Raw genomic sequence first — 24,025 nt, forward strand, 5'->3', positions numbered from 1 at the left:
GCGAGTTCACTGAAACAGCCTGATGGATGGAGATGAAGCGATGAAGAAACGTCTGGCACTGATACCTCTGAGCCTGTGCCTGCTGCTCGGCGGCGCTGCGCAAGCCCAGTCGATGGCGGCCTCGGAGCTGAGCGCGGTGTCGATGCTGCCGGTGGCGGTGTCGGTGGCAGCGCCCTCGGTGGTGCTATCGGCCGGCATGGCGCTGACCGTGGTGGCCATCGAGTCCACGGCGCGAGGCACGGTGTGGTTGCTGGAGCGGGCCTCGGACGGCGCTCGCATCAGCTTGCAGGTGTCTGGCCAGCTGGCCTCTGGCGTCGTGATGTCCACCGGCGTGGTGGTCACCGTGGGCCTGATCGGCAGCGGCCATGTGTTGTCGGCCGCGGGCAAGGCCATCGCCTTCATACCGAACGAGATTGGCGCCTCGCTGCTCTACAACGAGCGCGTCAGCAAGTGAAAGCCTGGCGCTCCGCCCTGCTGCTCCTGGTGCTGGCCGCCGGCCTGGCGCAAGCGGGCCGGCCTTGCGAGGAGCAGCCACTCAGCGTTCAGCAGGTCGAGCGCGGCATGAACCTGGCGCAGGCCACCGCCGCCCAGCTGGACGCCAGCGGCGCGCAAGTGGTGCTGCTGGCCCGCGCCGGCCAGGACCTGGGCAAGTACGGGCTGCAGTGGTCGCATGTGGGCTTCGCCTACCGCGACCCTGACGCCCGCGCCTGGCGGGTGCTGCACAAGCTCAACCATTGCGGCACGGCGAACGCGGCCCTCTACCGCCAGGGTCTGGGCGAGTTCTTCATGGACCGGCCTGTTCGCTATGAAGCAGCGTACTCGGTCCTGCAGCCCGAGCTGCAGGCGGCCCTGCTGCCGCTGCTGCGCGACAACGGGCGCGCAGCGCGGCTTGATGAGCCGCGCTACAGCATGCTGTCCTATGCCTGGGGCACGCGCTATCAGCAGAGCAATCAATGGGCGCTGGAGACGCTGGCCCTGGCCGCCTCACCCGGCGTGGCTGGCCGCCGCGAGGCACAAGCCTGGCTGCGCTCACGCGACTACCAGCCGACCGACCTGCGCCTGTCCACCTTCACGCGACTGGGCGCACGCATCAGCATGGCCAACGTGGCCTTCGACGACCATCCGGCTGACAAGCGCTTCAGCGGCCACATCGAAACCATCACCGCCGACTCCATGTTCAACTGGCTGGCCCGCAGCGGCCTGGGCCGACCGAACCAGATGATCAAGCTTGGAACACCATGAGCCATCAAGAACACAGCAGCCAGTTCGCGCTTCTTGCCCAGCGCCGTTTCGCACCCTTCTTCTGGACGCAGTTCCTCGGCGCGGCAAATGACAACCTCTTCAAGTTCGCGTTCACCGTGCTGGTGACCTACCAACTGAGCCTGGACTGGCTGCCGCGGGCGCAGGCCGGCCTGGTGATCGGTGCGCTCTTCATCCTGCCCTATGTGCTGTTCTCGGCCACCAGCGGCCAGCTGGCAGACAAGTACGACAAGACGCGGCTGATCCGCTTCATCAAGTCGCTCGAGATCGCCATCATGGTGATCGCCGCCTGGGGCTTCTTCACGGTGAACGTGCCGGCGCTGCTCGGCTGCGTGCTGCTGCTGGGCCTGCACTCCACGCTGTTCGGCCCGGTCAAGTACGCCTACCTGCCGCAGCAGCTCAGCGAACGCGAGCTGACCGGCGGCAACGGCATGGTCGAGATGGGCACCTTCGTCGCCATCCTCCTGGGCAATGTGGCGGGCGGCATCCTGATCGCCACGCCGCAGGTCGGGCCGCAGCATGTGGCCATCGCCTGCCTGGGCCTGGCCGTGCTGGGGCGCCTGACGGCGCAGGTCATTCCGATGAGCCCGGCAGCCGACCCCTCATTGCAGATCAACTGGAACCCGGTCACCGAGACCTGGCGCAACCTGAAGCTGGCCCATCAGCAACTGGCCGTGTTCCGCTCGCTGCTGGGCATTTCCTGGATGTGGTTCTTCGGCGCGGTCTTCCTCTCCAACTTTCCTTCGTTTGCCAAGGACGTGCTGCATGGCAACGAGCAGGTCGCATCACTCTTGCTGGTGGTGTTCTCGGTGGGCATCGGCGTGGGCTCGCTGCTGTGCGAGCTGATGTCGCGCCGCCATGTAGAAATCGGCCTGGTGCCGCTGGGCGCCATCGGCATGAGCATCTTTGCCATCGACCTCTACTTTGCCTCGCGCGGCCTGCCGCCGGCCGACAGCCTGACGATCGCGCAGTTCATGGCCCAGGTGGCGCATTGGCGTGTGCTGGCGGACCTGTGCCTGGTGGCCCTGTTCGCCGGGCTCTACAGCGTGCCGATGTATGCCTTGATACAGCTGCGCTCTCAAGCCTCGCACCGCGCCCGCATCATCGCGGCCAACAACATCCTGAACGCCATCTTCATGATCGCCAGCTCGGTGGCGGCCGGCGCCTTGCTGAGCTCGGGCCTGACGATTCCGCAGCTGTTCCTGGTCGTGGGCCTGGCCAATGCGGTGGTGGCCTTCTACATCTTCCTGATCGTGCCCGAGTACCTCTTGCGCTTCGTCGCCTTCATCGTGTCGCGCCTGATCTACCGCTTCAAGGTGACCGGCGACGAGAGCATCCCGACCACGGGCCCGGCCGTGCTGGTCTGCAACCATGTGAGCTTCATCGACGCGGTGCTGGTGATGGCCGCCTCGCCGCGGCCGATCCGCTTCCTGATGGACCACCGCATCTTTGCCACGCCGGTGCTGGGCTGGCTGTTCAAGCTCGGCAAGGCGATTCCCATCGCTCCGCAGAAGGAAGACCCGGCCACCTATGAGGCCGCCTTCGCCAAGGCCCGCGCCGTCCTCGACGACGGCGAGCTGCTGTGCATCTTCCCCGAGGGCGGCATCACCCGCGACGGCACGCTGCAGCCCTTCAAGGGCGGCGTGATGAAGCTGCTCGAGGGCAAGGAAGCCATGCCGGTCGTGCCCATGGCCCTGACCAATCTCTGGGGCTCCTTCTTCTCGCGCGTCGAGAGCGGAACGGCCATGGTCAAGCCGTTCCGGCGCGGGCTGTGGAGCCGCGTTGGCCTGGTGGCAGCCGAGCCGCTGAAGGCGAACGAAGTGTCGCCGGAACTGCTGCAGCGCCGGGTCGGCGACTTGCTAGGCCGCGCCTGAAGACGAAGAACTGCGGCGCAGCACGCGCCGCAGTCTCAGCTTGATCGCCCGGGCCAGACGCCAGGCGGCGCTGGCGCGTATCCAGGCGAGCAGCTGCTCCTTCCAGGCCGACCAGCGCAGGTAGAGCCGCGCGAACCAGGGCAGGCTCATCAGCGCCGGCTGCGTCAGCGCGAAGATGCGCGCCACGATGGCCGTGCCGATGACCTTGGCAAGCACGATGACCGCCACGCCGAGGCCAGCACGCCCGATGCTGATGAACCAGAGCGCCAGCAGCTTGACCGGCAGCAGCAAGAGCCCCGGCAGGAAGAACACCAGCAGCGCCGCATAGGGTGGCAGGCGCTGGATCAGGGCCTCGAGCTGGCGCAGGACAGGCAACTGGCCGATCCAGGCCATGGCCCGCTGCAAGGGCGCCCAGCCCCATTCCTCGAACAGGATGAGCAGGGCGAGCACCAGGCGGAACAAGCCCCGGATGGGCTTGAAGAGCATCTTCAACATGCGCCGATCATGCCTCGGGGCAGCTCCCCTGCCGGTTTACACCCCGCGCGCACGGTCCGCCAGGAACTGCTGGCGCCAGGCTTCATACCTGCCTGCATCCAGCGCCTCGCGCTGCTCCTTCATCAGGTTGAGGTAGTAGTGCAGGTTGTGGATGCTGGTGAGCATGGGGCCGAGCATCTCGCCGCAGCGGTCGAGGTGGTGCAGGTAGGCGCGGCTGAAGCCGCCTGACGTCCGGCCGTCGGGCGTTGTCGAGCCTTTGCAGCAGTAGCAGCTGCAGGTCTCATCCACCGGCCGCTCGTCGGTCTTGTATCGGGCATTGCGCAGGCGCAGGTCGCCGAAGCGGGTGAACAGATGGCCGTTGCGGGCATTGCGGGTGGGCATCACGCAGTCGAACATGTCGATGCCCTGACGCACGCCTTCCACCAGGTCTTCCGGTGTGCCCACGCCCATCAGGTAGCGCGGCTTGTTCGCGGGCAGCTGGTGGCCGATGTGGTCCAGCACGCGCAGCATGTCTTCCTTGGGTTCACCCACCGACAGGCCGCCGATGGCATAGCCGGGCAGGTCCAGCGCGGCCAGGCCGGCCAGGGAATGGTCGCGCAGGTTCTCGAACATGCCGCCCTGCACGATGCCGAACAGCGCGTTAGGGTTCTGCAACTTGGTGAATTCGTCCTGGCAGCGCTTGGCCCAGCGCAGGCTCATCTCCATCGAGGCACGGGCTTCGCGCTCCGTCGTCAGCTTGCCCTTGCTCTCGTAAGGCGTGCATTCGTCGAACTGCATGACGATGTCGCTGTTGAGCACGGTCTGGATCTGCATCGAGATCTCGGGCGTCAGGAAGAGCTTGTCGCCATTGACCGGCGAAGCGAACTTGACGCCCTCCTCGCTGATCTTGCGCATGTCGCCGAGGCTCCAGACCTGGAAGCCGCCGCTGTCGGTGAGGATGGGTTTGTCCCAGCTCTCGAACCTGTGCAGGCCGCCGAACTGACCCATGATGTCCAGCCCGGGGCGCATCCACAGGTGGAAGGTGTTGCCCAGGATGATCTGGGCGCCCATTTCTTCCAGCGAGCGGGGCATCACGCCCTTGACCGTGCCATAGGTGCCCACCGGCATGAAGATCGGCGTCTGCACGACGCCGTGGTTGAGGGTGAGCGTGCCGCGGCGGGCGCGGCCTTCGGTCTTGAGCAGGTCGAACTTCAGCATGATGGGGCTGATTGTCGCAGCCCGGCCTGCACACCTACACTGGCCCGCAATGCGGTATTCCTTGAAATTCATGCGGCGCTCCTTCCTGGCCAGCCTCCTGCTGTTCGTGCTGCCTGCCATTGCCCATGCCTGCGGCCCCTATCGCCTGGCTTTCTACGAGTACGCCTCCCTCTACCACCGCGATGCCGACGGCCAGTACCGCGGCATCGACAAGGACGTCGTCGAGGAACTGGCCAAACGCAGCGGCTGCCGCTTCAACACCGTGCTGGAGTCGCGCGCGCGCACCTGGGCGCTGTTGGAGTCCGGAGGCCTGGACATCACCGTCTCGGCCCTCATCACGCCCGAGCGGGAGCGGCTGGTCGAGCTGGTGCCCTATCTGCAGTCGCGCCGCGTGGTGCTGCTGCAGAACCGCAGCGTGCCCACCACTTCCGAGGCATTTCTGATGGATGCCAAGCGAAACCTGCTGACGGTGCGCGCCTCCCGCGACGGCCCGCAGATGGAGGCCTTGCTGGCGCAGTTGCGCGAGCGCGGGCGCATCGTCGAGGCGCCAGACCAGCCCACCGCCATCAGGGCCTTCAAGGCGGGCCGGGCCGATGCGCTGCTGATCGGCGTCACCAGCCTGGCCCTCGTGCGCCAGCAGGACCCCGATTTCAACAGCTACGAGGCCGCCATCTGGGCGCCGACCGAACGGGTGGTGGGGGCCTTCGCCATGTCGCGCGAGCGGGTCAATGAGGTGGACCGGGCGCGCTTGCGCGAGGCGCTGCAGGCCATGCGCCTCGACGGCAGCCTGGATGCCATCATGCGCCGCCACCTGGGCGACAAACTGGCACATGCCTTGCGGCTGAGCGATGCCGAGCCGCGACGCTGAGGCCAGGAAGGGAGCCATGCTGCGCCGCCGACCCTTGCTGGCCCTCGCCGCTGCCGCCCTGCCCCTGCCCGCCCTGGCAGCCCGCACGCCGCTGCAGGCTTTTGGCCATGCCCTGCCGCCCCTGAGCTTCGAGCAGGACGGCCGGCCGGCCGGCTTGATGGTCGAACTCTTGCAGCGCATGGCCGAGCACGCCGGCATGGACCTCGCGCTGGCACTGCAACCCCGGCTGCGTGCCGAGAAGTCATTTCTGGAAACGCCCGCAAGCCTTCTTTTCCCGCTGGCCCGGCTGCCCGAGCGCGAGAACCGTTTCCGCTGGGTCGGGCCGGTGCTGCCGCGCCGCGTTGCCATCTACAGCCTCAGCCAGCGAGCCGACATCCGTTTCAAGGGCCTGCAGCAGCTCGAAGGCCTGAAGCTCGGCGCCACGGCCGGTACGGCCACGCTGGAACAGCTGCTGGCCGAGGGCCTGAAGCCCGGCAAGGAGCTGGAGGTTTCGCCAAGCTATGACGCCAGCGTCCGCAAGCTGCTGGCCGGCCGCATGGACCTGCTGGTGATAGGCGACCTCAACCTCTACTGGCAACTCGGGCAGCTGCAGGAGCTGCCGGAGCGCGTCAAGGAAGTGGCCGTGCTCGACGCATCGGCCGACTACAGCTTTGGCCTGCACCTGGATGCCGACCTCGGGCAGGCCGAGCCCTTGCAGAAGGCGCTGGAGCAGCTGCGCCGCAACGGCGCGATCGACAAGCTCAAGCGCGCATATGGCCTGCCGACCGGCGGGGCATAGACACAGCCTCGCCTTGCGCTCCTGCCTGGCCGATGCGGTCCCTGGCGAACTGATCTTCAACGCGGCCTTCGGTCCTTGGCAGGTCGAGCTTCAGCATGCTGGGGCCGTTGTCGCAGCCCGGCCCTCTGCGTAAACTCTCCGCCCGGGGATCGTTGGCCCCCGGCGCGACCCGCAGGCTCCGGCGGTGCGCCGCTACTCGAGAACAAAAAAATGCGCTTCGATGCCCTGGTCCGCCTTGCGATTGCCTGGACGCTGGCCGCCATGGCGTGGCCGGCTGCGATGGCCGAAACCACCCCTTGCGGCCCCTACCATGTCTCGTTCTACGAGTTCGGACGCTTCTTCTACCGCGACGACCAGGGACAGGCGCGGGGCATCGATACCGACCTGATCGAGCAGCTGGCCCGGCGCAGCGGCTGCGAGCTGCTGCCCGAATTGAATTCGCGCGCCCGCATCTGGGAGAGGCTGTCGCGCGGCGACCTGGACATCACGGTTTCGGGGGTCGCGACGCCGGAGCGGGAGCAGCTGGCGGAATTTTGGCCCTACCTGCGCAGCCGCAATCAGGCCCTGATGCGCCGCAGCGTCGCGTCCCAGCTGTCGACGCCGGCCGCATTCCTGGCCGACACCCAGCGTCGGGTGGTGGTGGTGAAGAGTTTCCGGCACGGCCGCTTCTTCGACGCCTGGCTGGAGCAACTCCGTAGTGAAGGGCGTGTCCATGAAGCTGCCGATTTCGACACGGCACTGCGCGTCTTTCGTGCCGGCCGGGTCGACCTGATGCTCGCACACCCGATCAACCTGCTGCTGCCAGAGCGCGAGATGGCCGACCTGGCGCTGATGGACTGGGCGCCGGGCGACGATGTGCTGGGCTCCCTGGTGGTGTCGCGGCAGCGCGTGGCCGCCCGGGATCGCGAGCGCCTGCATGCCGCCCTGAACGCGCTGCTGGCCGACGGCAGCATGGACGCCATCCTGGTCCGTCACCTCGGTGCGAAGCTGGCGCGCGCAACCCGCCTGCAGTCCGCCCCCAGCACACGCTGAACCGCCCGGAACCCGCCCGCATGCCCTTCAGCCTGGCCGGACCGGCCCACAGCGAATTGATCATCAAGAAGAGCCGCTTCATCGGCTGCGTGCAAGCCTGCGCCGGCCGCGAAGCGGCGCTGGCCAGGGTCGCGGAACTGCGTGCGCAGCATCCCAATGCCGTCCACGTCTGCTGGGCCTTGCTGGCCGGCGGGCAGTCTGCTGCCAACGATGATGGCGAGCCCGGCGGTACGGCCGGACGACCAATGCTGGAGGTCTTGCGCCATCAGGACCTCGAACTGGTGCTGGCCACCGTGGTGCGCTATTGGGGCGGGGTCAAGCTCGGTGCCGGCGGCCTGGTGCGCGCCTACACCGACGCGGTGGCACAGGCCCTGCTGCACGCCGAGAAGGTGCCGCTGGTGAAGCAGGCCTCGCTGCGCTGCACCCTGCCCTATGCGCTGGAAGGCCTGGTCCGCCGCGAGATCGAGCTGGCCCAGGCGCAGCTCGGCGAGGTGCTGCATGGCGCGCAGGTGCAGATGAGCCTCAGTCTGCCCGAACCGGCCTCGGCCGCCTTCGTGGCCCGGCTCAACGAGGCCGCTCAGGGCAGGATAGGCTGGTTGAGGTCCGAGGACTGAGCCACCAGCAGGCGCTCCAGCGCCGCCATCAAGGCTTCGGCACGGAAAGGCTTGTGCAGCACCGGCACGCCGCTGGCCTGCAAGAGGGCGAGCTGCTCGGGCGCGGTGTCTCCGGTGATCAGCAAGGCCGGCAAGGCACCGCAGCGCTTGCGCACCGATTGCACCAGCGTCACGCCGGGGATGTCAGGCAGGCGCTGATCGCTGATCAGGAGGTCGGCATACAGGGCGGCGTTCTCGGGGTCTCCCGGCAGCGCAGCGAGCAGGCTGTGCCCCGAGCCATGGGCCAGCACGGTGGCGCCCCAGGCCTGCAGCCTGGCCTTCAGCGTGGCACGCACGGCGTCATCGTCCTCGGCAAGCAGCACCCGCATGCCCACGAGGCTCAGCGGCAAGGGCTGAACTTCCACTACCGGCTGTTCGACATGGCCGGCACAAGGCAGCCAGAGGCTGAAGCAACTGCCACGGCCCGGCTTGGAAGCCAGGCTCAGCCTGTGGCCCAGCAGGTTCACACTGCGCCGCACGATGGCCAGCCCGAGACCCATGCCGCCGTCATGGCGGCGCTGACGAGCCGGGTTGTCGACCTGCACAAACTCTTCAAAGATCGCCGCCTGGTCGGCCTGCGCAATGCCAACGCCGCTGTCCCAGACCTGCAGCAGCACACCGCCCTGGCGCTTGCGTGCCACCACCAGCACGCCGCCGCGACGGGTATAGCGCAAGGCGTTGCTGACCAGGTTGCGCAGGATCTGCTCCAGCAGCACCGGGTCGGACAGCACGGCCAGCGAAGTCGGTCGGAAGCGCAGGCGCAGTCCGCGGCTGCGCGCGGGCTCGGCCTCGTGCACCGCAATCGCATCGAACAGCACCTGCAGGCGCAGCGGCTGCACCGACGTGCGCGTGGTGCCGGCGTCCAGCCGCGACAGGTCCAGCAGGCCGATCAGGAGCCGCTCCAGCGCGCCGACGGCCTCGATCACCTGGTCCAGCATGCGGCGCTGCGGCGGCGCCTCGATCTGCTCGCGCAGCAGACCCACCGACAGGCCGATGGCCACCACCGGCTGGCGCAGGTCATGGCTGGCGCTGGAGAGGAAGCGGGTCTTGGCCGCATTGGCCAGCTCGAGCGCGCGCGTGCGTTGCGCGACGCGCAGCTCCAGCTCGGTATTGAGGTTCTGCACCTCGGCCATGGCGTTGATCATGCGGGTGATCAGCGCCCAGCCGAACAGGCACAGCACCACCGGCATGAACAGCGGCATCCAGTACCGGTCCATCACCGAGGTGTGCCCCTGGTGATAGAGGTAGTCGTGCACGCCGGCGGCCAGAGTCAGGGCCAAGCCCACCGCGAACGCCCGGTACTGCTGCCAGCCCTTGTCGCGCCCATGCCTGAGCACCAGCGAAAGCGCCGGCAGCGACACCAGCAGCATCAGCGGAAAAGCCCAGCCCCGCATCCATTGCAGCAGTCCCCAGGGCATCAGCATCACGCCCAGCACCGGGAGGCCGATGGCGGTTGCGTACAGCATGCGCCGCCACCAGATCAGCCGCCGATCGGCCAGGGCCATGGCCAGCTCGCCCAGCAGCAGGGTGGAGACGGCGAAGGAGCTGAAATAGAGCCAGTCGACGAAGACGTGGCTGTTCAGCGGGTTGTGCGTGAAGTAGCTGTAGTTGCGCAGCGAAGACAGCAGCCACAACGCGCCGACACAGCCGATGGCCACCTCGGAGCGCCGCCGCCACCAGATCAGCAGCATGAAGGCCGACAGCGAGGCGCCGCCGATATTGAGCCAGCGCGGCAGGTCGGCCCACAGCATCTCGGCGCGCTCGAACTCGCCGGCCAGTTCGTCCGCCGGGCCCAGGTTGAGCACCGACAGGCCGGCGCGCGGACCGTTGTCCACGCGCAGCTCCAGCGTGTTGACGCCGGGCTTGAGCATCACCGGCGGAATGCCTATCCACAGCGTCTGCATGCGGCCGCGTTGCTGCAGGGCGTCCTTGCCCAGGTCGCCGCTGAGGTGCTGGCCATTGATCCAGAGCTCATGGGCATTGGACAGGCGCGCGGCCCACAGGGCCCAGGGCAGTTGCGGCCGCGCCTGCAGCTCGAACTCGAAACGGTAGACGCCGCGGCTGCCCGAGGCCAGTCCGCGCTTGCTCCAGCTGTCGGGCAGGGCCACGGTCTGCCAGGGCCCGTCGATGCTGGTGGCGAACTCGGCGCGGGTCAGGCGCGTCACCGCCTCATGCTGGGCCGAGGCCGGCAGGGCCAGGAACATCAGCAGAGCGAGCAGCCAGGCGCGCATGGGCATGGTCCGGGGCCGGCTCAGCCGCCGCTGCTGCGCTCGAGCAGCATCGCGTCGCCATAGCTGAAGAAGCGGTAGCGCTGCTCGATCGCATGGCGATACAGCGAGCGCACCCGCTCATAGCCGGCCAGTGCGCTGACCAGCATCATCAGGGTGCTCTTGGGCAGGTGGAAGTTGGTCAGCAAGCCGTCGACCACACGGAACTGGAAGCCCGGGGTGATGAAGATCTCGGTTTCGCTGGCGCCGGCCTTGAGCTCGCCGCCGCGCGCGGCGGACTCGAGCGCGCGCAAGCTGGTCGTGCCCACCGAGATCACGCGGCCGCCAGCGGCGCGGGTAGCGGCAATCGCCGCCACGGTGGCGGCCGGCACCTCGAACCATTCGCTGTGCATCTTGTGGTCGGCAATCTGCTCGACGCGCACCGGCTGGAAAGTACCAGCACCCACATGCAGCGTGACGCTGGCGGTTTGCACACCTCGGGCAGCCAGTGCGGCGAGCACGCCTTCATCGAAATGGAGAGCCGCCGTCGGCGCCGCGACCGCGCCGGGCGCGCGCGCAAAGACGGTCTGATAGCGCCGCACATCGTCGGCCGAATCTTCATGCTCGATATAGGGCGGCAAGGGCACATGGCCATGCGCTTCGAGCAGCTGGAAGGGATCTGCGGGGAAGCGCAGGTGAAACATGCCGCCGTCCGGGCCGCAGCGGCCCAGCACCTCGGCGTCGAAGGCCTCGGCAAAACGGATCAGGGTGCCCGGCTTCGGAGACTTGCTGGCGCGCACATGGGCCCAGACCTCCTGCGTTCCTGGCAGCACTCGCTCGACCAGCGCCTCGACCGCGCCACCGCTGGCCTTGTGGCCGTAAAGCCGGGCCTTGATGACCTGGGTGTCGTTGAAGACCAGCAGATCGCCTGCGTTCAAGAGGCTGGGCAGCTCGCGGAAAGTTCGATCCACCGGATCGGCCCCGCGGCCATCGAGCAGGCGCGAGCCGCTGCGTTCGGCCGCCGGATGCTGGGCGATCAGTTCAGGCGGCAGCTCGAAATCGAAATCGGCAACCGTGTAGGCGCGGGGCTGGGACATGGGGATTGAGGGCCGGACGGACCCGTACCAATGGTGGTGGCAGGATTGTCCCATGCACCTGCATGACGCCTAGAAGCCACCCGTACCCGTCGCCAGCACCGTGCCCCAGCTGCCGACGATCCAGACCGTCTTGGCATCCCGCGCAACCAGGCTCAGCAGGTCGTCGCTGGTGGCGCTCTCCTGGCGCTGCCAGGTCTTGCCGCCGTCCAGCGTGGCCAGCACGAGGCCGGCATTGCCAACGATCCAGCCATGCTTGTCGTCAGCAAAGCGGATGTCGTTCAAGCCAGTGCTCACGCCGGTGTCCTGCTTGCTCCAGCTCTGGCCGCCATCGCTGCTGGACAGCAGCAGGCCCTCGCTGCCCACCGCCCACAGCCGTTGGGCGTCCTGCCGAACCAGGCGCTTGATAGCGCCGCCGACACTGAGCCGGAAGCGCAGCTTCCACTCGCCGCTGGCGCCCAGGACATGGATCGCGCCATCGCGACCGCCGGCCAGCAATGTTTCCGCATCCAGTCCCAGCAGGGCGGGTTCAGCCAACTGCAGCTCCGGTCGCGCTGACCAGGTCTGGCCGCCATCACGCGATTGCCGGATCGCGCTGGCAAAGTCGCTGGTCTGCAGCGCCAGCCAGCCATTGCTTTCATCGAAGAACTGCAGGGCCGAGACCTGCAAGCTGAAGGGCGGAAGGCCGGCCGCAGAGGAAGCCGACCAGATGCGCGACCAGCTCACGCCACCGTCCAGCGTGCGAAACAGCTCGTCGTAGCCGGCGATCAGCCAGCCACGCGTGGCCGAGGCGAACTGCAAGCTGGCGCTGTTTCCAAACGGGAACATGGCCCGTGACGACCAGGTCTGGCCGGCATTGAAGCTCTGCAGCAAGCCTGCGCCATTGAAGGCCAGCAGGGCATTGGCAGGCGTCGAGACGATAGCACCCAGGCTCCCCAGCGTTTGACCATCGCCCAGCTGCTCGAACAGCGGTGTCCAGATCTGGCCGGCATTGCTGCTGAGATAGGCCCGGCCGCTCGACATCAGCTGGTAGGTCTGCGCATCCAGGCGCTTGGCCGAATGGACCGGTCGCCCTGGAAGGGCCGACCATGTCTGGCCCGCGTCAACGCTCATCCGGCCGTCCGTCAACATCACCGCAGAGGCGCCAAGCGCCGTGAGCGTCAGCGATCCAAGGTCCGGCTTGCTGACCGGCGCCCAGTTCTCGCCGCCATCGGTGCTGCGGTACAGCTGCCCCCAATCGAACCAGAGCACGCCCTCCACCGACCACAGGCCCGGCGTCCAGTACCTGATGTGGTCGCGTTCGGGCAGGCCCTTGCCAGCGGCAACGCGCCAGGTCTTGCCCCCATCGGTGCTGCGGCAAAACCAGCGCGAAGCGGTCACCGGGCTGTGGCTGTACGGGCCGGAGATCAGGTCGGCCCAGCCCGAAAGCAGCAGAGTGGATTCGCCATCGGCCAGGAAGCTGTCGGTCCGATCGCCCGGGCATTCCTGCGGCAGGCTGCCCTGCGCGCTGAAGCTCAAGCCCAGATCGGTCGAGCGCAGGATGTTGTTCTCGCTGGTGCGGGCAAAGACGAGGCCCGCTGCCGTCGTGACGCTGAGATAGGCCGGCGAAGAAATCCGCGACCAGCTGGCTCCACCATCCAGGCTGGCGAATCGCTCGCCAGCGGCATTGCCGACACGCAGCAGTTGCGTGTCAAAGGCTTCCAGCGTCTTGTCGCTTTCCAGCTGCGTGAAGGGCACATTGGCCCCTGCCGCCCAGGACTGGCCCCCGTCCGTACTGCGCCAGACCTGCCCCTGTGTTCCCAGCGCCCAGCCCAGGTTGGCGTCCGTGAAGACATAGCGCTCGAGCTTGCCGCTGCTGCCAATGGGCTGCACCTTCCAGCTGCGCCCGCCATCGGTGGTCTTGATCAGCCGCCGATCGCCGGCCAGGGCCCAGCCCAGCTGGGCCGTCAGGAGCTGCGGCTGGGTGACGATGTGGCCCGCTGGCAAGGGGGACTGGAAGCACCAGCCGGATTGATTGGCGCCGCTGCAGATCTGGTCGCGCACGGTGGCCTTGTTGTTCACGGCCACCGTCAGCGTGACGGTCTTGGCCTCATCGCGGGCATTGAGGATGCGCAGCCGCACCTCGTAGTCGCCCGGCTTGGCGAAACCATGGGCCGGACGGGCTTCGGTGCTGCTGCTGCCGTCGCCGAAGTTCCATTCATGGCGCAAGCCCGTCAGGCCGGCCGCGCTGTTCTCGAACTGCACCGGGGCGGCGACGTCGGCCTCGGCTCCGGCAAGGGAGATCGTCAGCAGGGTCGGCAAGGGCGTGGCGGCCGGGCTGCCAGCACCGCCGCTTGAACCACCGCCACCGCATGCCTGCAGCAGCAGTATCAGTGCACTGACAAGACCGATCCGCGTCTTGGCTATACGCATGTTCACTTTCCTCCCTGCCATTCTGGCTATGGGCTTCATCCTAACGCGATGCCAGCAGTGCCTTGCAAGCTCGGGCGCCTGGGGCGTGCGCCCAAGGCAGAATCTCGCCCATGCCCGAGGCCCGTCCCACTGCCAGCGCCAACGCCAACAAGCCCAAATCCGCGCCCCGCAAGGCCATGGACAAGCTCGGGCTCCTGCGCGACATCGACCTGGCCTTGCACCTGCCGCTGCGCTATGAAGATGAAACGCAGACCACGCGCATAGCCGCCGCCCGCGAAGGCGAGACGGTGCAATGCGAAGGCGAGGTGATCGAGAGCCGCATCGAGCTGCGCGGCCGGCGCCAGCTGCTGGTCAAGATCGAGGATGAGAGCGGCGAGCTGCTCCTGCGCTTCCTGAACTTCTATCCCTCGCAGCAGAAGCAGATGGCCCAGGGCCAGCGATTGCGTGTGCGCGGCGAGCTGCGCGGCGGCTTCTTCGGTCGCGAAATGGTGCATCCGGTCATCAAGGCGGTGGATGAGCACACGCCGCTGGCCCAGTCGCTGACACCCGTCTACCCGGCCAGCGCCGGCCTGCCGCAAAGCTATCTGCGCAAGGCCATCGAGGCCTCCTTGAAGCGTGCGCCGCTGGAGGAGCTGCTGCCACCGCGAACCGTGCCGTCCCATCTGCCTTCACTGCGCGATGCGCTGAATTTTCTGCATCACCCGCCGCCGCGCGTGCCGCTTGCCACGCTGGAAGACCATACGCATCCGGCCTGGCAGCGGCTCAAGTTCGAAGAGCTGCTGGCCCAGCAACTGAGCCAGCTGAAGTCGCAGCGAGAGCGAGCGCACCTGAAGGCGCCGGCCCTGCGCGGCCGCCGCGAAGGCTTGCAGGAACAGCTGCTGCGCCACCTGCCATTTCAGCTCACAGCCGCCCAGCAGCGCGTGGCCGAAGAGATCGCGCAAGACCTGGCGCGCCCGCAGCCCATGCACCGGCTCTTGCAGGGCGATGTGGGTTCGGGCAAGACCGTGGTGGCGGCCCTGGCCGCGGCCGTCTGCATGGACGCCGGCTGGCAATGCGCCTTGATGGCACCGACCGAGATCCTCGCCGAGCAGCATTTCCGAAAGCTGATCGCCTGGCTGGAACCCCTGGGCGTGCAGGTGGCCTGGCTGACCGGCAGCGTGAAGGGCAAGACGCGGCAGAAGATGCTGGACGCCGTGGCCTCGGGTGAGGCGAATCTCGTCGTCGGTACGCATGCAGTGATCGAAGACAAGGTGCAGTTCGCGAAGCTGGGCCTGGCCGTGATCGACGAGCAGCATCGCTTTGGCGTGGCGCAGCGGCTGGCCTTGCGCAAGAAGCTCGCTGCGCAGGCCGACGCCGCAGGGCCGCCCCAAGGCGTCGAGCACCCCCTCGGGGGGCCGGCGCCGAAGGCGACGGGGGGGCCAACAGGTCTCGAGCCTCACTTGCTGATGATGAGCGCCACACCGATACCGCGCACCTTGGCGATGACCTACTTCGCCGACCTCGATGTGAGCACCATCGACGAGCTGCCGCCCGGCCGCAGCCCCATCGTCACCAAGGTGTTTGGTGATGCCAAGCGCGACGAGGTGATCGCCAAGATCCGCGATGCGGTGGAGCAAGGCAGGCAGGTCTACTGGGTCTGCCCGCTGATCGAGGAATCGGAGGCACTGGACCTGAAGAACGCGACCGACACCCATGCAGAACTTGGCGCCGCCCTGCCCGGCCATGCCGTGGGCTTGCTGCACGGCCGCATGCCGCCGGCCGAGAAGGCGGCCGTGATGGCGCAGTTCAGCGGCAACCAGATGAAGGTGCTGGTGGCCACGACGGTGATTGAGGTGGGCGTGGACGTGCCCAACGCCAGCCTGATGGTTGTCGAGCATGCGGAGCGCTTCGGGCTCTCTCAATTGCACCAGCTGCGCGGCCGCGTGGGCCGTGGCGCGGTGGCCAGCGTCTGCGTGCTGCTCTACACCGGCCCCCTGTCGGACACCGGCAAGTCGCGGCTCAAGGCCATGGCCGAGACGAATGACGGTTTCGAGATCGCCCGTCGCGACCTGGACATCCGCGGCCCGGGCGAGTTCATGGGCGCACGGCAAAGCGGTGCCGAGTTGCTCCGCTTCGCCGATCTCCAGGAAGATGCACCACTGCTGAAAGAAGCGCGGGCCATGGCGCCGCGCCTGCTGAATGAGCATCCGGAGGCGGCCCGCCGCCAGGTGGAACGCTGGCTGGGCGGCAAGGCCGAGTTCCTCAAAGCTTGATGAAGCGCTTGACCTCGCCGGTCAGCCAGGCGGCGTCGTCCCACATCAGGAAGTGGTAGCCGGCCTCGCTCATGCGGATGTCCACACCCTTGAGGTTGGCGTACTGGGTTGTGAAGATCTGGCGGGTGCTTTCCAGTGTCGCGCCCATGGGCTTGTAGGCAGCCCAGGAACCCAGCACCAGGGTCGGCACCTGGATCTTGCTCAGGGCAGGGCGCAGGTCCGTGCCCCACAGCTCGGTCATGGCCTGGGCCGAGGTCGCTCGGTCACTGGTGAGGCCCCAGGCGACGACTCGCTCGACGCCTTGCGGGCTGAGTGTCATGCCGGGCGCCATCCTGCGGACCTGCATGGCGGTCTGCTCCTCGGTGGCTGCCAGCATCTGCTGACGCATGCCCTGCAGCATGGGCTTGACGCTCGCCTCGGTCGCCGCCGGGTTCTGCACCGCGCCGATGAAGGCCAGCGAGTCAACAACGACCAGGCGCTCGAAGCGCTGCGGCGCCTCGCTGCCCATCATCAGGGCCAGCGCGCCGCCGAGGCTGTGGCCCATGACCACCGGCTTGTCGAGCTTGTTGGCGTCGACGTAGGCGAGCAGCTCGTCGCGCATGCTCGTCAGCCATTGCTCCTTTTGCACCGGCTTGGCACCTGCAAAGCCGGGCAGCTGGACAATGTGGCATTGCACCTGCGGTTGCAGTGTGGCGCAGGTCTCGGTCCAGACGCTGGCAGCGCTGTTCAGGCCGGGAATCATCAGCACCGGCTTGCCGGTACCGATCACCTGGACCTGCAGGTCGCGGTAGGCAGTGGTCGGTGCTTCAGGCGTGGCTGCCTGGCTGCGACCGCTGCTCACCGCGGCAACAATGGCAATCGCCAGAACGATCCAAGGGGTGCGGCTCGTCAGTTGTTTCTTCATGCTTTTCTCCTCCTGCGGGTTGACAGTGGAGCGGACTGTGCCGGCGTGGCCGGCGCGGCTCAGCCGGCCTGCGACGAATGGCAAGCTCGTGCGATCAATGGCAGATGAAGGCGGCGATCAGCGGCAGCTGGCCACGGCTGGCGTGCCGATCACATGGCCATCGCTGAGCGTCATCAGGAAGCACTCCAGGTCCAGCAGGTCGCGCGCGCTCATTGGCGGCTTGTCGCCCGGGCGCAGGCCGGCGAAAGGCGGCAGCGTGGAGAGATTGCCCCGGTAGGCCGGCGGCAGGTCGTCGAACTTCTGCAGCTTGCCGGCGACCGTCGGGTACCAGCGCTCGGGCGAGGTGTCGCGGGTGTTGTAGAAGTCCAGCACCTGGGGCAGCGAGCTGAAGATGCCGTTGTGGAAGAACACCTGGCGCTGCGCCACATTGCGCAGGCCCGGCGTGCGGAACAGGCCGCACAGCTCGGCTCGCTGGGCCAGGTCCTTGCGCAGCGGCCCGCACAGGCCGAGGTCGAAGTAGGCCGGGTCGGCATTGGCCGGAATCTTCGCGTTGCGCGGCGCGCCGGTGGCCACATAGCCGAAGTTGGTGAACAGCGGTGGCTTGCCGTCGCTGCTGGTGTCCAGGTGGCAGCCGATGCAGGCGCCGCGCGCCGGGTCGCGAAAGACCTGCTGGCCGCGCTGCTCTGGCGCGGTGAATGTTTCCTTGCCGGCCTGCACCCAATCGAACTTGCTGTCGTAGGGATGCAGGCGTTTGTCCTCGAGCTGGAAGGCCTGCAGCGCCTGCTCCAGCTGGGCCACCGTGGTGGCGGCGTCGCCATCGGTGCCGAAGACCTTGGCGAAGTCAGCGGCAATCACCGAGGCGCGGACACGCTGGGCCAGGCGCTCCACGCTGGTGTTGTCAAACTCCAGCGGATTGAACAGCACCAGGTGCGATTGCGCCGCCAAGGAATCGGCCCGACCATCAGCGGTCAGGCCGCCGGTGATCCCGACCGGATCAAAGGCCGGCTGGCGTTCCAGATAACGGATGGAAGGCGCGGAGCGCTGGCCGAATTCGCTTTCGAATTGCCCGCCAATCTGCACCGCCAGCGCATTGGGCGATCCATGCGCGAAGTCAGGGTCATGGCAGGTGGCGCAGGTCATGCGGCCCGAGCCCGAAAGCGTGCGGTCGTTGAAGGCGCGCTCACCGAGCGCAGCCATGGCGCTGAGCGTCTGCACCGGCGCTGGCGTGGAAGCGGGCGGCGCGGGCGTGGGCACGGAGGCCGAAGCGGCCGAACTGCCACCACCGCCACCGCAAGCGCCGAGGCTCAGCAGCAGGCCGAGAGCCAAAAGTAATAGGTAGCTGTGCGGTCTGCGATTCATGGCGGGCCGATGCTAACCTCCGACCACCCAAGTCCGCACCTCGACGTGCGGCGGCTTGATCAGAAATCCGGATTGAGGAGACGAAGACATGAGCGACAGCAAGAAGACCCGCCGCGAGGTGCTGGCTCTGGGCCTGCCCGTGCTGCTGGCCGGATGCGGCGGTGGTGGTGGCAGCAGCGCGCCAAGCCCGGCGCCAAGCCCCGCCCCCAGCCCTGCACCAACGCCCGCACCCACGCCTGCGCCAACACCTGCGCCAGCCCCGGCACCGGGCCCCGCGGTCGCACCGGCCTGGGCCGGTTATGCGGGCAATGCCCAGCATCAGGCACAGAGCAGCATTGCCAGCCAGTCGCTCAAGCGCATCGTCTGGAGCACGCCCATTGATCGCGTGCCGCCCTACCGCTCCGGCGGCTTCCTGCTGATCCACTACGGCTCTCCGGCCATCTCGGCGGCCAACACCGTGCTGGTGCCGGTCAAGACCACGGCCGAGGGTGACTTCATCGTCGAGGCGCGCGCCGGTGCCACGGGCACCAAGCTGTGGGAGCAGAGCACTGGCTACACCCTGCCGATCAGCAGCTGGACGCCCAGCTTCAACATCGCGCTGGACCGCTACAAGCGGGTCTACATTCCCGAGTCCGGCGGCCGCCTCCTGCGCCGCGACGACGTGGACCTGGCGACAGGCGCAATCACCCGCATCGCCTTCTATGGCAATGCCGTCTACAGCGCCAATGCCACGGCGCTGGACACGCAGATCAAGATCAGCACGCCCCTGACCGTCGACGACGCGGGCAATGTGTTCTTCGGCTTCATGGCCAATGCCGGCAACCCGGCCGGCCTGTCCAGCGGCTTTGCCCGCGTGGCGGCCGACGGCTCCGGGCTGTGGATGGGCGCCGCCGCGCTGGCCGCTGACCCGACAATGACGCAGCCGGCGATAAACGCGGCACCGGCGCTGTCGCTGGACCAGAAGACGCTCTACGTAGTCGTCAATTCATCGGTGAGCGCCGGTTCGAACCAGTCGGGCTATCTGATGGCGCTGGACGCAGGCACGCTGGCCTTCAAGGCCAAGCAGTTGCTGCGCGAGCCGCAAGGCAACCAGCCGGCGCGGGTCACCGACATCTCGACCGCCTCGCCCATGGTCGGGCCCGACGGTGACGTCTACTACGGCGTCACCAACGCCGTGCGCGACATCCACAACGGCCGCGGCTGGCTGCTGCACTTCGACGCCGGGCTGACGACGGCCAAGATTCCCGGCTCCTTCGGCTGGGACGACACGCCGGCCGTGGTGCCAGCCGCCCTGGTGCCCAGCTATACCGGCAGCTCCAGCTACCTGCTGCTGGTCAAGTACAACAACTACGCCGGCATCGGCACCGGCAACGGCCAGAACCAGATGGCCGTGGTCGACCCGTTCAGCAGCCAGGAAGACCGCTTCACCGGCGCCAGCGAGGCCAAGGTCCTGGTGATGAAGGAAATCCTCACCGCCAACGGCCTGACCTTTGACACCAGCACCGGCCAGGGTGTGCGCGAATGGTGCGTCAACACGGCGGTAGTCGACCTGCAGACCGGCGCAGCCCTGGTCAACAACGAGGATGGCCGGATCTACCGCTGGGACTTCCGTGCCAATGACCTGACCGAAAACGTCAAGATGAATGACGGCATCGGCCAGGCCTACACGCCCAGCCTGATAGGCCCGGGCGGCCTCGTCTATGCGGTCAACGGCGCGCAGTTGCACGCCATCGGTGCCTAGGCTGCTTCGAGTTCGATGACCGTGCTGGGCTCCACGCCCAGCGCTTCATGGCTGACCACCAGGCACAGCCGCTCGCGCCAGGCAGAGGCCTCGGCCAAGGCCTCTTGCAGATGGGCATGCGAAGCGGCGTCGAGCGCGATCAAGGGCTCATCCAGCAGCAGCAGCCGCGTGCCCAAGGCCAGCGCGGCCGCAAGGGCGGCCTTGTGTTGCGTGCCCGTAGAGAGCGCGCGCAGCGGCTGATTCAGGAAGGCCTGCAGGCCGAAGCCTTCGACATGGCGCTGCCAGACGGCCGCGTCGGCATGCGGGTAGAGCCGCGCCAGGAAGCCGAAGCGCTCGGCCGGGCTCAGGTGCTCGAACGGTGGCGGCTCGGCAGCGACAAAGAAGACCTCGCGCCGGTAGTCCAGCGGCTGCTTGATCAAGTCGATGCCGGCAATGCGAGCCGTGCCCCATTGCGGCTGCAACGCACCGGCCAGCAACTTCAGCCGCGTGGACTTTCCCGTGCCATTGGGGCCGCGCATCCAGCACAGGCCGGGTCCGAAATCCTGGCTCCAGAGATCGACGACGCGGCGGCGCTCATAGGCAATGCTCAGCGAGGTGGTGGAGAGCAAGGGAGCAGCTTCGCTCATGGGCTTCAGGCTTTCAGGCATTCGGTGACCAGCACGATCCAGACGGCCAGGAACAAGAGCCAGCGCGCTGCGCGGATCTCGTCGCCCTTGCGGCCAGGGTCTGCTGGCAGATAGAGCGCCAGCACGGGCGCCAGCAATGCGGCCAACAGGGACAGCGGCCCGGCCAGGGGCGCGAGCTGCCAGGGGCCGGCCAGCATCATGAGCAGCAGCAGTGGCCAGCAGAGCAGCACGGGCGCCAGCGCCAGCATGCGGCGGGCATGGTGCCAGGCTCGTGCTGGCAGCGGCAAGGGCAGGCTGGCGTCCACAAGGCCTTGCAGATCACGTTCGGCCAGCGCCAAGGCACGGCTGCTGCCGAGCAAGGCGACGAAGGCATAGCCCGCCAGCCACCAGCGCAGATGCTCGGGTGCATGCCAGGCCTGCTGCAGGCAGATGAGCAGGCCGGTGGCCACGGCAAGCAGCCACAGACCCAAGGGCCGCGCAGGGCCGCGCCACAGAGGCATCAGGAGCAAGGCAGCCCAGACCCGCGGCCGGCTTGCCGAGGCGATCTGGGTACCCCGCATCCAGCGTGCGCGCCCGGGCTGACGCCGCCACCGCAGGAGCAGCACACCCAGCGCCAGCCCCAGCAGCAGCGAGGCGGCAAACGCCACAGCCGAGCCGAGCCAGAGGCCATGCATCCAGGCCGGCTGATGCAGGCGCCAGCTGAGCCAGGAGAGCGCATGCAGCAGGAGCAGCGGCGCCTGCGCCAGCGCCACGACTGCAGCGTCGGCGCGGTACACCGCTGCACGCGGCTGGGGCAAGGCACGCTCGGCCTCCAGCCAATGGCGGGGCAGCAGCGCGTCACGCAGGGCCCAGGAGAGCATCGTCGCGACGAGCGCGTGTGCCACCACCACCGCAATGCCCGGCCACAGCGGCAAGCTGACGGCCCAGAAAAGCGGCAGCGCCGGCCAGCCAATCGCCTGGCCGGCGTACTGGCCCAGCAGGGCCGCCAACACCAGCACGAAGGCGCCCCAGCGGCGCGCCAGGGCCCACAACGCCGCAGCGCTGTAGCGCAGGCGCATGTGGGCTGGTGTCATGTCAGGTCAAGGCAAGACTTTGACGTCGGTGATGACCACGTCGGCGACGGGCACGTCATTGGCGCCGGTCTGCACGCCCTTGATCGCATCCACCACGTCCAGGCCCGCCGTCACCATGCCGAAGACGGCATAGCCGCCGCCGTTGTCGGCGCCGGGATAGTTCAGGCTCGCGTTGTCCACCACGTTGATATAGAACTGGCTGGTCGCGCTGTTGGCGATATTGGTGCGGGCCATGGCAATCGTGCCGCGCACATTGCGCAGGCCGGTATTGCTTTCCAGCACGATGGGCGCATAGGTCGCGGTCTTCTCGACCAGCCCGTTGGCCGTGCGGACAACGCCGCCCCCCTGGATCACGAAGTTCGAGATCACGCGGTGGAAGATCGTGTCCTTGTAGAAGCCGTCGTTGACGTACTTGAGGAAGTTGGCGACCGTGGTGGGCGCGTGCGTCGCGTCCAGGCCCAGGTCGATCACGCCCTTGTTGGTCGTGATGCGGATCTTGTGCGTGACCGTCAGCGTCACGGCCGGCACCGGTGCCGGCATGCCGGGGGTTCCGCCACCGGAAGAGGAGGAGCCACCACCACCACAGGCGGTGAGAGCCAGGGAACAGGCAGCCAGGAGCAGCGTGCGGCGCGCGATTGCGAGGGAAGTCAGCGTCATGAAGTTAGGGAAGGAAAGGAGCCCGAGGCTCGGGTTTCAGCATTGTCCGGGAGGCGCCGCTCACCTGACCAAGGTCACCAATCGCGGCAGCGCAAGTGTCGCAGGGCGACTGCTGCCACCCCTTGCCGACGGGCGATCAGCGCGCGCGGCTATAGTCCGCCGACCTGTTTTCTGCCACCCGAGCTGCTCCGATGTTCACGAAGTCCCTGATCTCCCGCCGCGCCACGCTGTCCGCCCTGGCCCTCGGTCTGGCCCTCTCCGCCTGCGGTGGTGGCGGCGGCGATGGCGGCTCGTCCGGCAACAGCGATCCCTACGGCTGGTCGTCTGTCACGGCCTTGAAGACGACCGACATCAAGGTCGGTACCGGTGCCACCATCGCCACCGCCAATGCTGTGATGGTGCACTACACGGGTTGGCTCTATGACCAGAGCAAGGCCGATTTCAAGGGCACCAAGTTCGACAGCTCGGTCGACCGCAACAAGCCCGAGGAAATCGTCTTCGGCATGGGGCTGGTGATCAAGGGCTGGGACCAAGGCCTGGTCGGCATGAAGGTAGGCGGCAAGCGCCAACTGATCATCCCTGCATCGTTGGGCTATGGCAGTGCCGGCAAAGGGTCCATCCCGGGCGCCGCCGCCTTGGTTTTCGACGTCGAACTGCTGTCGATCAACTGAAGGCCAGCGTGGCCTCCATCTAGCAAGTCCGAAGAGCTTACAGCTCCAGGTTGTCGATCAACCGGGTAGCGCCCAGCTTCGCAGCGGCCAGGGCCACCAGCGGCTCGCCGTCCAAGGGCGCGCCCAGGTCGCGCTGGCGGCGCAGCACAACGTAGTCGGGCTGCCAGCCATGGGCGCGCAAGGCCTCCAGGGCCTCGGTTTCCAGCGGCGCCACGTCGCGGCGGCCAGCCTGCCAGCCGGCGATCAAGGACTTCAGCGTGGCTGACAGGCGCAGCGCCTCGACCTTCTCCGCGTCGCTCAGGTAGCCATTGCGTGACGACAGCGCCAGGCCCTGCTCGCTGCGGCAGGTCTCGCCGCCGATGATCTCGATGGGCAGCGCCATCTGCGCCACCATGCGGCGGATGACCATCAGCTGCTGGTAGTCCTTCTTGCCGAACACGGCCAGCTGCGGCTGGACGATGTTGAACAGCTTGTGAACGACCGTGCTGACCCCGGTGAAGAAGCCGGGCCGGAAATGGCCTTCCAGAATGTCGGCCAGCTCGGCCGGCGGATGCACCTTGTAGCCCTGCGGCTCGGGATAGAGCTCACGCTCGTCCGGCGCGAAAACGAGGTCGCAACCGGCGCTCTCCAGCATCCGGCAGTCGTTCTCCAGCGTGCGCGGATAGCGGTCGAAGTCTTCGTGCGGCAGGAACTGCAGCCGGTTGACGAAGATGCTGGCGATCACCGGGCCGGCCGTCGCGCTGCGAGCCTGGCGCACCAGGGCCAGATGGCCCTCATGCAGATTGCCCATGGTCGGCACGAAGGCGCGGCCCGTCCGGCCCGCCAGCTCGGCGCGCAACTCGGCGATGGTGTGGATCAGCTTCATCGGTCGG

Annotated in this window: 21 protein-coding genes; 10 read left to right on the top strand and 11 right to left on the bottom strand. The window is 67.7% G+C overall.

Annotated elements, in window-relative coordinates; translation table 11 throughout:
* Nucleotides 1-40 precede the first annotated feature (40 nt).
* From V3596_RS11000 to V3596_RS11010, 3 genes are read left to right on the top strand one after another with little or no spacing between them, the layout of a single operon-like run.
* Nucleotides 41-454, top strand: a complete 414-nt coding sequence (locus tag V3596_RS11000) for a hypothetical protein (protein WP_334277771.1) — start codon at nucleotides 41-43, stop codon at nucleotides 452-454.
* Complete coding sequence (locus tag V3596_RS11005) at nucleotides 451-1,242, top strand: DUF2145 domain-containing protein (protein WP_334277772.1); 792 nt, start codon at nucleotides 451-453, stop codon at nucleotides 1,240-1,242. The genes V3596_RS11000 and V3596_RS11005 overlap by 4 nt, the downstream gene beginning before the upstream one ends.
* On the top strand, nucleotides 1,239-3,134 hold the full coding sequence (locus tag V3596_RS11010; protein WP_334277773.1) for an MFS transporter: 1,896 nt from the start codon (nucleotides 1,239-1,241) through the stop codon (nucleotides 3,132-3,134). The genes V3596_RS11005 and V3596_RS11010 overlap by 4 nt, the downstream gene beginning before the upstream one ends.
* On the opposite strand, the gene V3596_RS11015 is transcribed toward V3596_RS11010, so the two are convergent.
* Together V3596_RS11015 and tgt are read right to left on the bottom strand one after the other, a co-directional pair.
* Nucleotides 3,120-3,629, bottom strand: a complete 510-nt coding sequence (locus V3596_RS11015; protein ID WP_334277775.1) for a hypothetical protein — start codon at nucleotides 3,627-3,629, stop codon at nucleotides 3,120-3,122. The genes V3596_RS11010 and V3596_RS11015 overlap by 15 nt on opposite strands.
* Nucleotides 3,630-3,665: 36 nt before the next feature.
* Nucleotides 3,666-4,826: a tRNA guanosine(34) transglycosylase Tgt gene (tgt, locus tag V3596_RS11020; protein ID WP_334277776.1), complete on the bottom strand. Its 1,161-nt coding sequence runs from the start codon at nucleotides 4,824-4,826 to the stop codon at nucleotides 3,666-3,668.
* 70 nt (nucleotides 4,827-4,896) lie between these two features.
* On the opposite strand from tgt, the gene V3596_RS11025 reads away from it, so the two are divergent.
* The 4 genes from V3596_RS11025 to V3596_RS11040 all read left to right on the top strand — a co-directional run bounded on the left by V3596_RS11025 (nucleotide 4,897) and on the right by V3596_RS11040 (nucleotide 8,118).
* Complete coding sequence (locus V3596_RS11025; protein ID WP_334277777.1) at nucleotides 4,897-5,694, top strand: substrate-binding periplasmic protein; 798 nt, start codon at nucleotides 4,897-4,899, stop codon at nucleotides 5,692-5,694.
* Nucleotides 5,695-5,710: 16 nt separating this feature from the next.
* The gene (locus V3596_RS11030; RefSeq protein WP_334277778.1) at nucleotides 5,711-6,472 is read left to right on the top strand and encodes a substrate-binding periplasmic protein; all 762 of its coding nucleotides are present in this window, start codon (nucleotides 5,711-5,713) and stop codon (nucleotides 6,470-6,472) included.
* A 210-nt stretch (nucleotides 6,473-6,682) separates the two neighbouring features.
* Nucleotides 6,683-7,504 (top strand): substrate-binding periplasmic protein, encoded by an 822-nt coding sequence (locus V3596_RS11035; protein ID WP_334277779.1) that lies wholly within the window; start codon nucleotides 6,683-6,685, stop codon nucleotides 7,502-7,504.
* A gap of 20 nt (nucleotides 7,505-7,524) precedes the next feature.
* Nucleotides 7,525-8,118 carry an IMPACT family protein gene (locus tag V3596_RS11040; protein WP_334277781.1) on the top strand — a complete coding sequence of 198 codons (594 nt, stop codon included), beginning with the start codon at nucleotides 7,525-7,527 and terminating at the stop codon, nucleotides 8,116-8,118.
* Here the strand turns inward: V3596_RS11040 and V3596_RS11045 are convergent.
* The 3 genes from V3596_RS11045 to V3596_RS11055 form a co-directional block, all read right to left on the bottom strand.
* On the bottom strand, nucleotides 8,082-10,388 hold the full coding sequence (locus V3596_RS11045) for a hybrid sensor histidine kinase/response regulator (RefSeq protein ID WP_334277782.1): 2,307 nt from the start codon (nucleotides 10,386-10,388) through the stop codon (nucleotides 8,082-8,084). The genes V3596_RS11040 and V3596_RS11045 overlap by 37 nt on opposite strands.
* Nucleotides 10,389-10,408: 20 nt before the next feature.
* Nucleotides 10,409-11,461, bottom strand: coding sequence for a tRNA preQ1(34) S-adenosylmethionine ribosyltransferase-isomerase QueA (gene queA, locus V3596_RS11050; RefSeq protein WP_334277783.1), 1,053 nt, complete (start codon nucleotides 11,459-11,461; stop codon nucleotides 10,409-10,411).
* 69 nt (nucleotides 11,462-11,530) lie between these two features.
* Entirely contained in the window at nucleotides 11,531-13,870 is a 2,340-nt protein-coding gene (locus V3596_RS11055; RefSeq protein ID WP_334277784.1) for a YCF48-related protein, read from the bottom strand.
* Between the two features lie 110 nt (nucleotides 13,871-13,980).
* Between V3596_RS11055 and recG the strand changes: the two genes are divergently transcribed.
* Complete coding sequence (gene recG / locus V3596_RS11060) at nucleotides 13,981-16,122, top strand: ATP-dependent DNA helicase RecG (RefSeq protein WP_334277785.1); 2,142 nt, start codon at nucleotides 13,981-13,983, stop codon at nucleotides 16,120-16,122.
* Here recG and V3596_RS11065 read toward each other — a convergent pair.
* Together V3596_RS11065 and V3596_RS11070 are read right to left on the bottom strand one after the other, a co-directional pair.
* Complete coding sequence (locus V3596_RS11065; protein ID WP_334277786.1) at nucleotides 16,112-17,026, bottom strand: alpha/beta fold hydrolase; 915 nt, start codon at nucleotides 17,024-17,026, stop codon at nucleotides 16,112-16,114. The two genes, recG and V3596_RS11065, sit on opposite strands and share 11 nt — an antisense overlap.
* A 117-nt stretch (nucleotides 17,027-17,143) precedes the next feature.
* Complete coding sequence (locus tag V3596_RS11070; RefSeq protein WP_334277788.1) at nucleotides 17,144-18,385, bottom strand: cytochrome-c peroxidase; 1,242 nt, start codon at nucleotides 18,383-18,385, stop codon at nucleotides 17,144-17,146.
* 88 nt (nucleotides 18,386-18,473) lie between these two features.
* Between V3596_RS11070 and V3596_RS11075 the strand changes: the two genes are divergently transcribed.
* Nucleotides 18,474-20,126, top strand: coding sequence for an SMP-30/gluconolactonase/LRE family protein (locus tag V3596_RS11075; protein ID WP_334277789.1), 1,653 nt, complete (start codon nucleotides 18,474-18,476; stop codon nucleotides 20,124-20,126).
* On the opposite strand, the gene V3596_RS11080 is transcribed toward V3596_RS11075, so the two are convergent.
* Genes V3596_RS11080 through V3596_RS11090 form a run of 3 tightly spaced genes read right to left on the bottom strand, consistent with a single transcriptional unit; the run spans nucleotide 20,123 to nucleotide 22,482 of the window.
* Nucleotides 20,123-20,752 carry an ABC transporter ATP-binding protein gene (locus V3596_RS11080; RefSeq protein WP_334277790.1) on the bottom strand — a complete coding sequence of 210 codons (630 nt, stop codon included), beginning with the start codon at nucleotides 20,750-20,752 and terminating at the stop codon, nucleotides 20,123-20,125. The two genes, V3596_RS11075 and V3596_RS11080, sit on opposite strands and share 4 nt — an antisense overlap.
* 5 nt (nucleotides 20,753-20,757) lie before the next feature.
* Complete coding sequence (locus V3596_RS11085) at nucleotides 20,758-21,825, bottom strand: hypothetical protein (RefSeq protein WP_334277791.1); 1,068 nt, start codon at nucleotides 21,823-21,825, stop codon at nucleotides 20,758-20,760.
* A gap of 6 nt (nucleotides 21,826-21,831) precedes the next feature.
* On the bottom strand, nucleotides 21,832-22,482 hold the full coding sequence (locus V3596_RS11090) for a peptidylprolyl isomerase (protein WP_334277793.1): 651 nt from the start codon (nucleotides 22,480-22,482) through the stop codon (nucleotides 21,832-21,834).
* 191 nt (nucleotides 22,483-22,673) lie between these two features.
* Here V3596_RS11090 and V3596_RS11095 point away from each other — a divergent pair, with 191 nt between their 5' ends.
* Complete coding sequence (locus V3596_RS11095) at nucleotides 22,674-23,153, top strand: FKBP-type peptidyl-prolyl cis-trans isomerase (protein WP_334277794.1); 480 nt, start codon at nucleotides 22,674-22,676, stop codon at nucleotides 23,151-23,153.
* Between the two features lie 37 nt (nucleotides 23,154-23,190).
* Here the strand turns inward: V3596_RS11095 and panC are convergent, their stop codons facing one another.
* Nucleotides 23,191-24,018, bottom strand: a complete 828-nt coding sequence (panC, locus tag V3596_RS11100; RefSeq protein WP_334277795.1) for a pantoate--beta-alanine ligase — start codon at nucleotides 24,016-24,018, stop codon at nucleotides 23,191-23,193.
* Between the last annotated feature and the right edge of the window lie 7 nt (nucleotides 24,019-24,025).

This window comes from Roseateles microcysteis (genome assembly GCF_036880965.1).
Classification (GTDB): domain Bacteria; phylum Pseudomonadota; class Gammaproteobacteria; order Burkholderiales; family Burkholderiaceae_C; genus JAUASW01.

Bases quoted from the DNA above. Each gene is read 5' to 3' on its own strand.
- V3596_RS11000 (WP_334277771.1), top strand. From the start codon at position 41: ATGAAGAAACGTCTGGCACTGATACCTCTGAGCCTGTGCCTGCTGCTC.
- V3596_RS11010 (WP_334277773.1), top strand. From the start codon at position 1,239: ATGAGCCATCAAGAACACAGCAGCCAGTTCGCGCTTCTTGCCCAGCGC.
- V3596_RS11015 (WP_334277775.1), bottom strand. From the start codon at position 3,629: ATGTTGAAGATGCTCTTCAAGCCCATCCGGGGCTTGTTCCGCCTGGTG.
- tgt (WP_334277776.1), bottom strand. From the start codon at position 4,826: ATGCTGAAGTTCGACCTGCTCAAGACCGAAGGCCGCGCCCGCCGCGGC.
- V3596_RS11025 (WP_334277777.1), top strand. From the start codon at position 4,897: ATGCGGCGCTCCTTCCTGGCCAGCCTCCTGCTGTTCGTGCTGCCTGCC.
- V3596_RS11030 (WP_334277778.1), top strand. From the start codon at position 5,711: ATGCTGCGCCGCCGACCCTTGCTGGCCCTCGCCGCTGCCGCCCTGCCC.
- V3596_RS11035 (WP_334277779.1), top strand. From the start codon at position 6,683: ATGCGCTTCGATGCCCTGGTCCGCCTTGCGATTGCCTGGACGCTGGCC.
- V3596_RS11040 (WP_334277781.1), top strand. From the start codon at position 7,525: ATGCCCTTCAGCCTGGCCGGACCGGCCCACAGCGAATTGATCATCAAG.
- V3596_RS11045 (WP_334277782.1), bottom strand. From the start codon at position 10,388: ATGCGCGCCTGGCTGCTCGCTCTGCTGATGTTCCTGGCCCTGCCGGCC.
- queA (WP_334277783.1), bottom strand. From the start codon at position 11,461: ATGTCCCAGCCCCGCGCCTACACGGTTGCCGATTTCGATTTCGAGCTG.
- V3596_RS11055 (WP_334277784.1), bottom strand. From the start codon at position 13,870: ATGCGTATAGCCAAGACGCGGATCGGTCTTGTCAGTGCACTGATACTG.
- recG (WP_334277785.1), top strand. From the start codon at position 13,981: ATGCCCGAGGCCCGTCCCACTGCCAGCGCCAACGCCAACAAGCCCAAA.
- V3596_RS11065 (WP_334277786.1), bottom strand. From the start codon at position 17,026: ATGAAGAAACAACTGACGAGCCGCACCCCTTGGATCGTTCTGGCGATT.
- V3596_RS11070 (WP_334277788.1), bottom strand. From the start codon at position 18,385: ATGAATCGCAGACCGCACAGCTACCTATTACTTTTGGCTCTCGGCCTG.
- V3596_RS11075 (WP_334277789.1), top strand. From the start codon at position 18,474: ATGAGCGACAGCAAGAAGACCCGCCGCGAGGTGCTGGCTCTGGGCCTG.
- V3596_RS11080 (WP_334277790.1), bottom strand. From the start codon at position 20,752: ATGAGCGAAGCTGCTCCCTTGCTCTCCACCACCTCGCTGAGCATTGCC.
- V3596_RS11085 (WP_334277791.1), bottom strand. From the start codon at position 21,825: ATGACACCAGCCCACATGCGCCTGCGCTACAGCGCTGCGGCGTTGTGG.
- V3596_RS11090 (WP_334277793.1), bottom strand. From the start codon at position 22,482: ATGACGCTGACTTCCCTCGCAATCGCGCGCCGCACGCTGCTCCTGGCT.
- V3596_RS11095 (WP_334277794.1), top strand. From the start codon at position 22,674: ATGTTCACGAAGTCCCTGATCTCCCGCCGCGCCACGCTGTCCGCCCTG.
- panC (WP_334277795.1), bottom strand. From the start codon at position 24,018: ATGAAGCTGATCCACACCATCGCCGAGTTGCGCGCCGAGCTGGCGGGC.